This window comes from Ramlibacter sp. (assembly GCF_028291745.1).
Taxonomy (GTDB): Bacteria; Pseudomonadota; Gammaproteobacteria; order Burkholderiales; family Burkholderiaceae_C; genus Ramlibacter.
In genome coordinates, this window is the sequence record NZ_JAQGNQ010000144.1 from 1 (window position 1) to 13,665 (window position 13,665).

A 13,665-nucleotide genomic window follows, 5' to 3' on the forward strand; every position below is an offset into this window, starting at 1 on the left:
GCCCGCTGTGGCGGCCGCGCCCGCTGCTGCGGTCGTGCCCGCTGAGGTGGCCCCGCCCGCCGAGGTGGCCGCCGCGCCTGGGGGTGCCACCGGCGGTGGCGGCGGTTTCAACCCCGCCCTGTCGCTGATCCTGTCCGGGACCTACACCAACACCTCACGCGATCCCGCGGGCTACCGCATCCGCGGCATCCCGCTCCCGCCCGATGCCAGCATCGGGCCGGGCACCCGCGGCTTCAGCCTGGCCGAGTCCGAGCTCGGGATCGCCGCCAACATCGATCCGTGGTTCCTGGGCGCGGCGAACATCTCTTTCCTGCCCGACAACACCTTGTCGGTGGAAGAGGCCTTTGTGCAGACCACGTCGCTCGGGCACGGCCTCACGGTCAAGGGCGGCCGCTTCTTCTCCAGCGTGGGTTACCTCAACTCGCAGCACTCGCATGTGTGGGACTTCGTCGATGCGCCGCTCGCCTACCAGGCGCTGCTGGGAACGCAATTCGGCGACGATGGCGTGCAGGTCGCATGGCTCGCGCCCACCGATCGCCTGATCGACCTGCGCGCGGAGCTCGGTCGGGGCCGTAGCTTCCCGGGCAGCGACAGCAACCGCAACGGCGCGGGCATGGCGGCGCTGTCGCTGCACACCGGCGACGACATCGGCGAGAGCCACAGCTGGCGCGCGGGCGTGTCGGTGCTGCATGCGCGGGCCGACGCGCAGCAGCTCGCGACGGTCGATCCCTTCGGCGTCGCCACCACCGCCAGCTTCAGCGGCAGCAGCACGGTGTGGGTCGCGGATGCGGTGTGGAAGTGGGCACCGGGCGGCAACGCCACGCGGACCAACTTCAAGCTGCAGGGCGAATACCTGCACAGCAACCGCAGCGGCGCGCTCACGGCCGACGCTCTCGGCGTCCCCAGCACCGATGCCTACCGCGCGGTGCAAAGCGGCTGGTACCTGCAGGGCGTGTACCAGTTCATGCCGCGCTGGCGCGTGGGCCTGCGCACCGAGCGCGTCGACGGCGGCTCGCCCGACCTCGGCGCCAATGCCGCCTTGCTGGCGGGTGCCGAAGGCGCGGCGCGCAAGAACACCGTGATGCTCGACTTCAGCCTGAGCGAGTTCTCGCGCCTGCGGCTGCAGTTGACCCGCGACACGGCACGACCGGGTTCACCGGACAACCAGTTCTTCCTCCAATACCAGATGAGCCTGGGCGCGCACGGCGCCCACAGCTTCTAACTTTTTCCTGGAGACTGCCATGCGCAAGTTCCTCTCCCTCTGCTCCTTGTCGGTCTCGATGGTCTTCGCCGCGAGCCCCGCGCACGCGGCGCTCAAGGTGTTTGCCTGCGAGCCCGAATGGGGCGCTCTCGTGCACGAACTGGCCGGCGACCTGGCCGACGTGAGCGTCGCCACCAGTGCGCTGCAGGACCCACACCAGATCCAGGCCAAGCCGAGCCTCATCGCCCGCATGCGCAATGCCGACCTGGTGGTGTGCACGGGCGCCGAGCTCGAGGTCGGCTGGCTGCCGGTGCTGCTGCAGCAGGCCGGCAACGCCAAGGTGCAGCCGGGGCAGCCCGCCTTCTTCGCCGCGGCGGACCAGGTGCGCAAGCTGGAGATCCCCACGCGCCTCGATCGCTCCGAAGGCGACGTGCACGCAGCGGGCAATCCGCACATCCAGACCGACCCGCGCAACATCGCCACGGTGGCCACCGCGCTCGGCACGCGCCTGCAGCAGGTCGACGCGGCGCACGCGGCGCAATACGCGCAACGCACGGCGGCCTTCACGCAGAAGTGGCAGCAGGCGATGGCGCGCTGGACCGCCCAGGCGGCGCCGCTGCGCGGGCTGCCGGTGGCATCTCAGCACAAGGCCTTCGCCTATCTCTACGACTGGCTGGGGCTGAAGGAGGTCGTGGTGCTGGAGCCCAAGCCGGGCGTGGAGCCGAGCGCCTCGCACCTGCAGGACGTGCTGGCGCAATTGAAGACCACGCCGGCGCGGATGGTGCTCTATGCCGCTTACCAGGATGGCCGGCCCTCGGAGTGGCTGGGCAGCCATGCCGCCATTCCGGTGGTGAAAGTGCCTTTCACGGTGGGCGGCAGCGACAAGGCGACCGACCTGTACGGCCTGTTCGACGACACGGTGGCCCGCCTGCTGGCCGCGGCGGGGCAGAAATGAATTGGCAGGCCTTCGACTGGAGCATCCTCGGCCCGGCGCTGCTGGCCGGCCTGCTGGTGCTCGCCACGCACGTGCCCCTGGGCATGTCGGTGCTCGATCGCGGCATCGTCTTCATCGACCTGGCCATCGCGCAAGTGGCGGGGCTGGGGGTGATCCTGGCCGACAACCTCGGCGTGGCGGAACATGGCCTGGGCGTGCAACTGGCAGCCGTTGCGGCGGCGCTGCTCGGCGCGGCACTGCTGGCGTGGACCGAGCGCCGCGCGGCGCAGCAGCACGAGGCCTTCATCGGCGTGCTGTTCGTGCTGGCTTCCTGCATCGGCATCCTGGCCCTGGCCAGCAACCCGCACGGCGGCGAGCACCTGAAGGACATGCTGGTCGGCCAGATCCTCTGGGTGAGCGGCACGCAGCTCGCCGTGCTCGCGGCGCTGTCCGTGGTGCTGTGTGGCTGGATTGCGATCGGCGGCATGACGCGCTTCGGCCGCTTCGGCTTCTACGGCGGCTTCGCCCTGGCGGTGACTGCTTCGGTGCAACTGGTGGGCGTGTACCTGGTGTTCTCCAGCCTGATCATTCCGGCGCTGGCGACACCGGGCTTCAGCGGCAAACGCCGCTACCTCGTGGCGGGCGCGGTCGGTGCGGCGGGTTATGCGCTGGGCCTGGCGCTCTCGGCGTGGCTCGACCTGCCTTCGGGCGCGGTCGTGGTCTGCACGATGGCCGCTTGCGGTCTCGCGGTGCGCAGCGTGTTCGGCGGCAGCGCGGCGCCAGTCGCTGCGCACGAGCCGCTGCTGCCCGCGCGCAATGCGCCCGACGCACGCTGAAGCAGCGCGCGAGCGGCTGCGGGCGCCTCCCGGAAAGTGGGTATGCAGCGCTATTCCTACGGGCATTCCCCCGCCGTGACTCGGCGCACTTGCTGCTAGTCTCCGGATCGCCGCAGGAGCGTGCGGAGCCGCGCGTGGTGCCGTCAGTCCATCTCAAGGAGACAACATGTCCACTGTCCTCGAACCCGGTCAAGGCGGCTTCGCTGCGCCCGACACGGGCCTGCTCAGCAAGGAGCGCACTGTCGCCGGCCCCGGATTCAACCGGTGGCTGGTGCCGCCCGCCGCGCTGGCCATCCACCTGTGCATCGGCATGGCGTACGGTTTTTCCGTGTTCTGGCTGCCGCTCTCGAAGTCGCTGACCGGCGCCAAGTCCTGCGGCAAGGACCTGGGCATGAGCTTCTTCGGCGAGTTGTTCGCGAGTAACTGCAACTGGAGCATCGCGACGCTCGGCTGGATGTACACGCTGTTCTTCGTCTTCCTGGGGTGCGCCGCGGCCATCTGGGGCGGCTGGCTGGAACGTGCCGGTCCGCGCAAGGCCGGTGTGGTGGCCGCGATCTGCTGGTGCGGCGGCATGCTGATCTCCGCGATCGGCATCTACCTGCACCAGTTCTGGCTGATGATCCTCGGCTCCGGCGTGATCGGCGGGGTCGGCCTGGGCCTGGGCTACATCTCGCCCGTCTCGACCCTGATCAAGTGGTTCCCGGACCGGCGCGGCATGGCCACCGGCATGGCCATCATGGGGTTCGGCGGCGGCGCGATGATCGGCTCGCCCCTGGCCGTGGACCTGATGAAGAACTTCTCCACGCCCGCCGGCAATGGCGTGCTGCAGACGTTCGTCGTGATGGCGCTGGTGTACTTCGTGTTCATGATCGGCGGCGCCTTCGGCTACCGCATTCCGGCCAGCGGCTGGAAGCCCACGGGCTGGACTCCGCCGGTGGCCAAGACCTCCAATGCCATGATCACGCAGCGCCACGTGCACGTGAAGAAGGTCTGGGGCATTCCGCAGTTCTGGCTGATCTGGCTGGCGCTGATGATGAACGTGAGCGCCGGCATCGGCGTGATCGGCATGGCCTCGCCGATGCTGCAGGAGGTGTTCGGCGGCAACCTGATCGGCATTCCCAAGCACTTCAGCGAACTTGACAAGACGCAACTCGCCGCCATCGCCGTGGTCGCGGGCGGCTTTGCGGCGCTGCTGTCGCTGTTCAACATTGCCGGCCGCTTCTTCTGGGCCAGCATGTCGGACTTCTTCGGCCGCAAGGTGACCTATTCGATCTTCTTCGTGCTGGGCATGATCCTGTACGCGAGCCTGCCGTCCTCCGCGGGCGCCGGCAGCAAGCTGATGTTCGTGGGCGCGGTCTGCATCATCGTTTCGATGTACGGCGGTGGTTTCGCCACCGTGCCGGCCTACCTGGCCGACATCTTCGGCACGCAGTTCGTGGGTGCCATCCACGGCCGCTTGCTCACGGCCTGGTCGACGGCGGGCATCCTGGGCCCGGTGGTGGTGAACTACATGCGCGAATACCAGCTGGGGCTGGGCATCCCGCGCGAGCAGGTCTATAACCAGACGATGTACATCCTGGTCGCCTTCCTGGCCATCGGCCTGATCTGCAACCTGCTGGTGCGGCCGCTGCCGGACAAGTGGTTCATGACCGATGCGGAACTGGCCGAAGAGAAGCGCCTCGCCCACGAAAAGTCCGTCCTGAGCGAGAACCGGCTCGGCTCGTCGGGCGGCCGCGCCGAGCCGACTCCTGCCGTCGCGGTGTGGCTGGCGTGGCTGGCAGTCGGCATTCCGCTGGCGTGGGGCACGTACCGCACGCTGCTGGCGGCGGCGAAGTTCTTCCAGTGACACTGCACTGAAGCGCGCGGCATCGTTGAAGGCCGCACACCGGTGAGGTGTGCGGCCTTTTTCTGTGGGCGGCCCGGTATTGCTCCTTCCCCCGCCGGGGGAAGGCTGGGGGGGGCGCTCCCGCGCTTGGCGCGCGATGGCAGGCTGCCTGCGGCATCCACCCCACGAATTCCAAGCGGCATGGGCGCTGCCGCGCGGGGACCCGCAGGCTGGGTTGCCGCAGGCACCCCAGCGTTTTCGGCGCCCATCGCTGGGGTGTCTGCGGCAGCCCAGCCTACGAGGGACAAAGACCAAGCGCCGCCGCCCCGGCCGTCCCCCGGAGGAGCCGGGAGCAAGCCAAAAAAAAGTGGACGGCGGCCTCTCGGCCACCGTCCACCCGCTGCTTGCGGCGATCGTCAGGTCACATCACTTCGGACCGACACCGTCGCCGGTGCGGAAGGTCGGGATGCCCACCGAGGGCGCGTACTCCACGCCGTCCCACGTCGGCAGCGGCGTCGCCATCACCTGGAACTGGCCGGGGTACTCGATGTCCCAGCGCAGCAGCATCGAGTTGTCCTCGTGCTGGGTGTTGTGGCAGTGCTCCACGTAGGTACCGGCGAACTCGCGGAAGTGGATCACCATTTCCACCGTGCCGCTGCTCTCGGTGTCGCCGCCCACGCGGTAGACGTCCTTGCGTGCCCACTTCTCCCACTCGGGCGGCTTGTTGCCGCTGCGGTTCAGGATGATGCCTTCCTCGAAGTGCACGTGCACCGGGTGGCTCCAGCCGGCGCCCGACTGGATCTCCCAGATCTCCATCGTGCTGTCACCGCTGAATCCGCCCTCGGTCTGCCCGTTGGCCAGCTGCGGCGCGGCGCTCAGGCGGCGCGGGTCGGCAGCGTACTCGAGGCCGCCATCGGTGGCGACGATCCAGGGCTGCGTGTCCGTCGCGTTCGGCGTGCGGCCGAAGTGGAAGGAGCGATGGCGCAGGTTGGCCAGCTTGGCCTGGTCGGCGGGACTGTCGCGATCCAGCCAGAGCGGGATCATCGACTTGCCTGCCGACTTGCCCGGCTTGGCCGGCTCGTACTGGAGGGGGTCCAGGCTCTGGTCCACGCCGGCGTAAGCCTTCACGTTGACCTGCATGAACTTGCCCACCACCGGGTCGCCACCGATCCACTGCTGCGTGCCGTCGGTGCCGGTCTTCAGCACCGGCTTGTACTTCTCGGACAGGATGTCGGCCAGGGGCACGCGGCGCTTGGCCAGCACCCCGGTGTCCTGTTCCATCGTGTTGATGAAGTACAGCTTGGAGCCTTCCTGCAGGCCGTATTTCGCGAAGTCCACGACGATGTCGTAGCGCTCCGCGATGGCCTGCGTGGGCAGCACCGCGTTGTGCTCCTGCAGGTCGCCGTCGCCGTCGAGATCCATCGAGCCGTCGAAGGGCACCGTGTGCTCCAGGATGTTGCCGTCGTTGGCAACCATGTGGAACGGGATGCGCTTGTACGACAGGTTGGAGCCGCTCGGGCCGGGCAGCTCGCAGGTCCGCTGGCCGGCGCATTCCTGCACCAGGCCGATGGACAGGTAGCGGGACACCGAGCCGTTCAGGATGCGGAAGCGATAGCGGCGCGCCCGCACGTCCAGTGCCGGGGCCCACTGCCAGTTCACCGTCAGGCGATCGCCGATGAAGCCGTCGCTGTTGAACGGGTTGAACCACAGCTGGCCGGTCTGGTCCCAGGCCTTGTCGGCCACCACCAGGTTGACGTCGTAGTCGCGGTTGCCCCAGGGCATCGCGCTGCCGGAGGGCATGCGCAGGTTGACGCCGTCGGCGATAGCCTCGTTGCCGCGATCGAGCGCCGAGTAGTAGTTCATCATGACCGCGTTGCCCTTGTACACGTTCTGCGCCGTGTAATCGAGCATGTGGTCGTGGAACCAGTGGGTCGACATCGTCTCGCGCCAGTCGCCGCGGATCCTGATGCTGCCGTTCTTGCAGGTCTTCAGGCCGGGGTTCGCGTCGTTGACCCACAGGGTTTCGCCGGGCGCGCACGGGAAGGCCGCGCGCGCATCGGAAGCCGTGGTGTTGATCGTGTCGTAGCCCGCGAGCTGCAGCGGCCAGCGGTAGTCGTAGAACTGGCCCGGGAAGAAGAACGCATTGGCGAAGCCGTCGCTTTCAGCCGGGTTGTGGCCGTTGTGCTCGTGCGTCGTGATGGTGTGCAGACCGAAGCCGTGGTTCGCCTGGGGATCGATCGGCAGGCCGTTGTAGTGCCGCATCATGATCGGCTGGCCATAGCGCGCCATCAGCAGCTTGGGGGGCAGCGTGCCGTCGAAGGTCCACACCGACTCGTGGCTTTGCACCGGCATGCTCGGGTGGATCTTGATCGGGATGCCCTTGGTCGTGCCGTTGAACGCCGGGTTGGAGTTGTCCGCGGTGTTGTAGTAGAGACCGCCAGGACCGAACTCGCCGAACTGGTACTGGTGCAGTTGCTTGCCGTCACGCAGGCCCCCGTTCACGCGGGCGCCGGTCTGCGCGGTCTTGAAGTAGGCCTGCGGATAGAACTCGTTCCAGCGCTGGTGGGCCCAGCCCTCTCCCGGCGGCCGGCCTTCGGCGGGCGGGTTGTTCAGGAAGCGCTCCAGGAACAACTCGATCTCGGGACGCCACGGGTTGGCAAGCGCAGTGTTCGACTCGCGTTGCGGGAAAGGCGAGATGCCGGCCTGCTTCAGGAAGGCATCGAGCTCCGTGCTCTCCGGAGCGCTGCGCGCCACCTGGGCGGGATCCTGCTGCGGCGCGGGACCGAGCTTGGGCGAGGGGAAGGGACTGGTGCCGGCCTGGACCGCGGGATCCAGTTTCTCGGGACCGAACTCCTCGAACATCAGCAGCTTCTGTGTCCAGGGCTGCGCGCCGAACATGGGGCTGGGCAGCCCGTTCGTGGGGTAGTTGAACTTCGTCTGGTCGCCGCGCTGGATCACGTTGTCGTGGCCGAGGTCCAGTTTCTCCAGGTGGCCGCCGCCAGGGACTTCGAGCGAACCCCGGTTTGCCTCGGGCTTGGTCAGCAGGTCCTGCAAGGCCTGCGTCGGATCGGCGGGTTGGTCGGTATAGGCCGACGCGTCGCCGGCTGGTGGGGGACCCCATGGGTCCAGCGCAGCCTGCGCGGTAAAGGCCACGGATCCCATGGCGGCGATGCAGACCGCCGACAGGACAAACCTGGTGGCGGGCCGGACTGCTTGCCGCTTGCCGCTACTCGTCATCATCTGATGTGCTCCTCAGTTTTTCGGGGGGGGACAGTCGCTGCATATGCAACGTTCAAGGTGCTCCTGCAAGGACCTGTAACGCAGCAAGCATGCCAACCTGACGGCAGGCAGACTTCAAACTTGTGCGGAGCCTTTATTCCATTCGCTTGCGAGCGCAACCGTTCCAAGCGATGACCGCCGTCACACCTCGTTTCGGGGACATGCCGCGGCCCCGGCGGCGGGGAAAATTCCCCGGAGTCGGCGAAAGGCGCCGCTGCGGGGGCCGGGATGTCGAGGTTGCTCGGCACGCTGCGCGCGCCGGAAGGTGGGAGCGTTTCCGGAACCAAGGTGCCGATCTGGGCCGACCACGGTGCCGAGATGAATCCGGACGGGAACGCAGCGGTGAAGTGCGGCCAGAATTCGTTGTCGGCGGGCGGTGGGCGAGCCGTCCTGGGATCGGCGGAGTGCCGGCGCGATGCGAGGATTATCGCCTGCGCTGCATCGCTTATCTCAAAGATGCGGAAGTCGCCGGATCGCGCAGGTCAGGATAAGCTGCGCGACAAGAGATAGATCGCGTCGTGCCCTGTCTTGCTCCTTCCCCCTCTGAGGGAAGGTTGGGATGGGGGCGCTCGGAAGCGCAAGATTGCTGGGGTGCCTGCGGCAGCCCAGCCTACGGGTGCAGTGCCCAAGCGAAGGCCGGAGCGCGACCACGCCAACCCTCCCCCGCAGGGGAGGGCCCACAAACTTTACTTGGCCCGAGGCGGCCGTGGATTGCGCGTGGGCGGGAAGGTCAGTGTCGTCAGTTCCGAGGCGGGGTCGAGCTGGTTCGAGTCAGCGCGTCGCGCCATCAGCCGCAGCAGCACCCGCACCATGGCGAGCAGCGCCAGGCCGCCGAACGCCACTACGGCAGTCGTGCGAAGCGGGCCGCGGGCGAGCAGGCCGGTTGCTTGCGCTGCCGCGGCAGGGCCATGGGCAAGCGCAGCCATGGCGGCGGCGCCGGCCAGGGTCTTCTTCAGGATTGCCTGGGTCATGGGGGATTGCTGCAGGGACATGTCTCACCTCAAGCTTTCTTGTACCAAGCAGCGCATGGGCGTGGCAAGGCGCTTCGGTGCCATCGTGTCCGGCACCGGCATCCGCGCAACATCCTGCGCAGCGATCGTGCGGACCGTCACAGTCTGGCGGTTTTTCTGTTGCTGGCGCCGTCAAGGGGCGTGAGTGGCCTCGGCGGACTGCTGAAAGGCCGTGCAGCGGCGACGGCTACGGGTCTTCCCTAGAATCCCGGCAGTCCTGGGAGATTTCCACTTGCGTCGCGTGACCCTCACCGTCGCAGCAGCCCTGTTCATGCTGCTGCTCGACGGTTCCATCCTCAACACCTCCTTGCCCGCGATGGCCCACGCGCTCGAGGTCCGGCCGCTGATGCTCAGTGCCGCCGTGACCGTCTACCTGCTCACCGGCGCCGCGGTGCTGCCGCTGGCGAGCTGGCTGGGCGAGCGCTTCGGGCTGCGTCGCCTGTTCGTGCTGGCCATCGTGCTGTTCACCGGCGCCTCGCTCCTCTGCGGCTTCGCGCAGGACGCCACGCAGCTGGTGCTCGCGCGGGCGCTGCAGGGCCTGGGGGGCGGTTTGATGATGCCCGTGGGACGCACGCTCGCGATGCAGGGCGCGCGCAAGGAGGACGTGATCGGCATCACGGCGCTGCTCACGTGGCCGGCCTTGTTTGCGCCCGTGCTCGGGCCGCCGCTGGGTGGTTTCATCACCACCTATGCGTCGTGGCGCTGGAACTTCCTGCTGAATGTACCGCTCGGGCTGCTCGCCGTCTTCCTGATCGTGCGCTGGGTGCCGCGCGACACGCAGCAGCCGCGGCGGCCGCTGGACGTGCGCGGCGCGGTCGGCGCGGCGCTGGGCCTGATGCTCCTGCTGGGAGGCCTGGACTGGACGGCGCATGTGGTCGGCGACCGCGCCGGACGCCTGCAGGCCCTGCTCACACTCGCGTTTGGCGTGGCAGCGCTGGTCTGGACCGTGAAGCACCTCAAGCGCACGCCGCATCCGGTGGTGAGCCTCGCACCCTTCGAGCACCGCACCTTCCTGGTTGCGACCGCGGCGGGTGGCACCTTCGCCTCGATGTGCCTGCAGGCCACGCCTTTCCTGCTGCCGCTGATGTTCCAGCTGGCGCTGGGGCGCGGCGCAGTAGCTGCCGGCGCCTTGCTCCTGCCTTACTTCCTGGGCAACCTCGGAATGAAGTCGGTCACCACGCCGATCCTGTTGCGCCTGGGTTTTCGCCGCGTGCTGGTCGGCGCCGGCGCGGTCAATGCGCTGGCCATCGCCGCGTTCGCCCTGGTGGATGCGAACACGCCCTGGAGCGCGCTGGTGATCCTGCTGGCAGTGGCGGGCTGCGCGCGCTCGATGCTGATGACCGCCATCAACACGCTGATGTTCGCCGACGTGCTGCCGGCCCAGCGCGCTGCCGCCTCGGCACTGTCCACGGTCTCGATGCAGGCGGCCGGCGCTCTGGGCGTGGCCATCGGCGCGATCGCGCTGGCGGTGGCGCAGTCGGCGCATGGCAGCCCGCACCTGGAGCTGGGCGATTTCCATGCAGCCTTCCTCGCGATGGCGGCCTTCTGCGCGCTGGCCACCGTCTCGTTCTGGCGGCTGCCGGTGGATGCCGGCGCCGAGATGACGCGCGCCACTGCGGGCCGCGCGGGCTGATCTATCGAACCTGGCCCGCAGCGGCCACCGGCGGCAGCAGTTCGATCCGCACGCCCTGCGGCGTGACGCGGATGCCGCCTGGCGTCCAGCCGTGGGCCCGGGCCAGGTCTTCCGCCGTGAACGTGTGCAGTGCGGTGCCTTCCAGCAGGCGCTCGGCAACGGCGGAGCCGGCCAGCTGCAGCGGGGCGGACCACGCCTCGGGCAGGCCTTGCAGCGCGACGCGCTCGACCCGCACGTTCACCGCCCGCAGGCTGGTGTCCGTGGGCTCGTAACGCAGGCCGAAGCTCACCGACAGCGCGCCATGGCCGCCCCCTTGCAGGATGCGGCCGGTGGCGTCGACGGGAAAGTCCAGCCGCAGCCGATCCTCCTGCGGCAGCAACTGCAGGTGCGGCACGCCGACGGTCAGGGTGAACAGGCCCGCCGGCCGCAGCTCGTAGGGGAAGCGACGCGCCAGCGCTGCTTCCAGGCGCTGGGCCGGGACGTCGACCTCGCGCGGCCCGTTGGCGCAGGCGGCGAGCAGGGCCAGCAGCAGGGCCAGCAGCGAAAACGACAGGGTGCGAAAAAAGCGCATGCGGCCCATTGTGCCGACCGTGCGCCTTCGGTGGGCGCGCCCTTCAGCGGGCGAAGCTGCCGTCCTTGCGGATCATGGTCAGCGCCACGAAACGCGAGCCCAGGTTGCTCTGCTTGCCGTAGCTGATCGCGAAGCCGCCGAGGTCCTCGTTGTTCAGGCCCTGCAAAGTGGCGATCAACTTGGCGCGGGTCAGCGGCGTAGACGTCTTCTGCAGCGCCGTGACCACCAGCTTGGCATTGAGGTAGCCCTCCATGCTGTTGTAGCTGAACTTCTTGTCGTCGAGCGCGCCTATCGTCTTCTGGTACTCGCGCACCACCGGGTTGCCGAGCTCGGTGAAGGGGTAGGGCACCACCTGGCTGACGATCACGCCCGAGGCGTCCGCTCCCAGGTCGCTGTGCAGGCCCGAGGCGACGCTCAGCACGAAGAACTGGGGATGCACGCCCTTGGCTTGCACGCCCTTGATCAGCGCGGCGGCCGGCTTGGACTGGCCGATGTACAGCACCGCCTGCGGCGCGGCCGCCGAGACCGTCTCGATCGCCTGGCTGACGTCGACCGTACCGCGCGGCACGGGGGCCAGCGCCACCGGCGCGGAGCCGCGCTTCTTCAGGGAGGCATCGAGCGCTTCCAGCCCCTCCTTGCCGAAGGCGTCGTCCTGGTAGGCCACGGCAATGCGCGTGATGCCGATGGTCCAGGCGTGGTTGACCGCCGCCTCGATTTCGTCGGTGGTGCTCGCGCGCAGGTGGAACAGGTCGGGCACGTAGGGATCGCGCAGCGACTTCGCGCCGCTGGTGTTGCCGATCTGCGCAATGCCCGCGGCCTGCACCAGCGGAATCACCCTCTGCACGTTGGCCGTGCCGCGGTAGCCGACCAGGGCGAGCGCGTTCTGGTCGATCAGGGCCTTGGTGTTCTCGGCGGTCTTCTCGGGGTTGAAGCCGTCATCCATGCTGATCAGGCGGATCTTCTCGCCGTGGACGCCGCCCTTGCGGTTCACCTCGTCGAAGTACGCGTTCATGCCACGCAGATAGTCCTTGGTCAATGCCGCGGAGGTGCCGGAGAGATCGCCCGAGTGGCCGAGCACGATGTCGGCCAGCGAGAGGCCGGGCGCCAGGGCGGCGCACAGTGCGAGGACGCGGCCAGCGCGGGCCAGCGTGGATGCTTTCATTCGGCGAACTCCCATGGGATGCGGTTGACTTGAGCCGTCAAGCTTGGCACCTCGTCCTTAAGGCGGAACTCGGGTTTGTCCGTAGGTAAGAAGCTGTGTTCGCGCGCAAGCCGCGCTGCGACCGGGGTTTGCCGGTTTGCGCGCGCCCAGTCCGTTGCATGATTCACCGGGCGACGCTATCGAAAGGCGCAGGCTTGTGTTGCGCACGCAACGGAGGGCCGTATCGACCGGGGGCTATGCACGGCATCCAGATTCTCCATTCCTGGCCGGCGGCCGACCTCCTATGCTGCAGGCTTTGCCCAGGAGGCGACGATGAAGATCGGCAAGGAGACGCGGCCGAAGTCCGCGATCTGCACGTCCAACGCGCACACCATCGTGGTCCGCGGCAAGGACCTGTGCCAGGACCTGATCGGCAAGACCTCGTTCACCGACTACTTCTATCTGCTTCTGACGGGCCGCATGCCCACGCCCGCGGCCACCCGCGTGCTCGATGCCACTCTCGTGGCCATCGCGGAGCACGGGCTGGTGCCCAGCGTGCAGGCCAGCCGCATGACCTTTGCGGCGGCGCCCGATGCACTGCAGGGCGCCGTCGCGGCGGGCATCCTCGGTTGCGGCTCGGTGATCCTCGGCGCGTCGGAAACGGCGGGCCGCATGTTCGACGAGATCCACACCCGCGCCGCCGGTGGCGACCTGCGGGCGGCCTGCCGCGCGGTGCTGACGGAGTACCGCGAGGCGCGCCGCGCCATTCCCGGCTACGGCCACCCGCTGCACAAGGAGCGCGACCCGCGCGTCGCAGCCCTGTTCGCCGCCGCCCGGGACGCGGGGGCGGACATGCAGTACACCGAACTGGCGGAACTCGTCGAGGACGTGATCCCCGAGATCGTGGGCAAGGCGTTGAAGCTGAATGTCTCGGCGGCGATTCCGGCGGTGCTGCTGGGGGTGGGCTTCCCGGTCGCGGCTTTGCGCGGAGTTCCCATCCTGGCGCGCACCGCGGGCCTGATCGCGCACCTGCACGAAGAAGCGCAGCAGCCAAGCGGATTTGCGCTGTCGTACCAGGCGTCGCGGGAGTACGAGTACACGGGGGAAGTGCCGCCGGGGTTCACGCCGGGGGAATGAGGGCGGTCCCGCGCTGCGAGCCTCCGGATGTCATCCCGGGCTTGACCCGGGATCCACGCCGCGCTCGATCGATCGCCGCTTGGATGGCGGGTCAAGCC

The 13,665-nt window shown here is 68.6% G+C and carries 10 protein-coding genes; 6 read left to right on the forward strand and 4 right to left on the reverse strand.

Going from position 1 to position 13,665, the window contains the following annotated elements; genetic code table 11:
• From JWP60_RS26045 to JWP60_RS26060, 4 genes are all read left to right on the forward strand, one after another.
• On the forward strand, window positions 1–1,222 hold a 1,222-nt coding region (locus tag JWP60_RS26045; RefSeq protein ID WP_299798318.1), incomplete at its 5' end, for a hypothetical protein.
• Between the two features lie 19 nt (window positions 1,223–1,241).
• Window positions 1,242–2,156 carry a zinc ABC transporter substrate-binding protein gene (locus JWP60_RS26050; RefSeq protein WP_299798321.1) on the forward strand — a complete coding sequence of 305 codons (915 nt, stop codon included), beginning with the start codon at window positions 1,242–1,244 and terminating at the stop codon, window positions 2,154–2,156.
• A complete protein-coding gene (locus tag JWP60_RS26055) occupies window positions 2,153–2,971 on the forward strand; it encodes a metal ABC transporter permease (RefSeq protein ID WP_299798324.1) in 819 nt (272 codons plus the stop codon). Before JWP60_RS26050 ends, JWP60_RS26055 begins: the two co-directional genes overlap by 4 nt.
• A 166-nt stretch (window positions 2,972–3,137) precedes the next feature.
• Window positions 3,138–4,817 (forward strand): OFA family MFS transporter, encoded by a 1,680-nt coding sequence (locus tag JWP60_RS26060; RefSeq protein WP_299798327.1) that lies wholly within the window; start codon window positions 3,138–3,140, stop codon window positions 4,815–4,817.
• A gap of 405 nt (window positions 4,818–5,222) precedes the next feature.
• On the opposite strand, the gene JWP60_RS26065 is transcribed toward JWP60_RS26060, so the two are convergent.
• Both JWP60_RS26065 and JWP60_RS26070 read right to left on the reverse strand, forming a co-directional pair.
• Window positions 5,223–8,036, reverse strand: coding sequence for a multicopper oxidase domain-containing protein (locus tag JWP60_RS26065; RefSeq protein ID WP_299798329.1), 2,814 nt, complete (start codon window positions 8,034–8,036; stop codon window positions 5,223–5,225).
• A 725-nt stretch (window positions 8,037–8,761) separates the two neighbouring features.
• Window positions 8,762–9,046 carry a hypothetical protein gene (locus JWP60_RS26070; RefSeq protein ID WP_299798331.1) on the reverse strand — a complete coding sequence of 95 codons (285 nt, stop codon included), beginning with the start codon at window positions 9,044–9,046 and terminating at the stop codon, window positions 8,762–8,764.
• Window positions 9,047–9,326: 280 nt separating this feature from the next.
• Here JWP60_RS26070 and JWP60_RS26075 point away from each other — a divergent pair, with 280 nt between their 5' ends.
• Window positions 9,327–10,718 (forward strand): MFS transporter, encoded by a 1,392-nt coding sequence (locus tag JWP60_RS26075; RefSeq protein ID WP_299798333.1) that lies wholly within the window; start codon window positions 9,327–9,329, stop codon window positions 10,716–10,718.
• A gap of 1 nt (window position 10,719) precedes the next feature.
• Here JWP60_RS26075 and JWP60_RS26080 read toward each other — a convergent pair whose 3' ends face one another.
• Window positions 10,720–11,289: a hypothetical protein gene (locus JWP60_RS26080; RefSeq protein ID WP_299798336.1), complete on the reverse strand. Its 570-nt coding sequence runs from the start codon at window positions 11,287–11,289 to the stop codon at window positions 10,720–10,722.
• Between the two features lie 43 nt (window positions 11,290–11,332).
• On the reverse strand, window positions 11,333–12,451 hold the full coding sequence (locus tag JWP60_RS26085) for an ABC transporter substrate-binding protein (protein ID WP_299798339.1): 1,119 nt from the start codon (window positions 12,449–12,451) through the stop codon (window positions 11,333–11,335).
• A gap of 312 nt (window positions 12,452–12,763) precedes the next feature.
• On the opposite strand from JWP60_RS26085, the gene JWP60_RS26090 reads away from it, so the two are divergent.
• A complete protein-coding gene (locus JWP60_RS26090; protein ID WP_299798342.1) occupies window positions 12,764–13,567 on the forward strand; it encodes a citryl-CoA lyase in 804 nt (267 codons plus the stop codon).
• The last annotated feature ends 98 nt before the right edge of the window (window positions 13,568–13,665 follow it).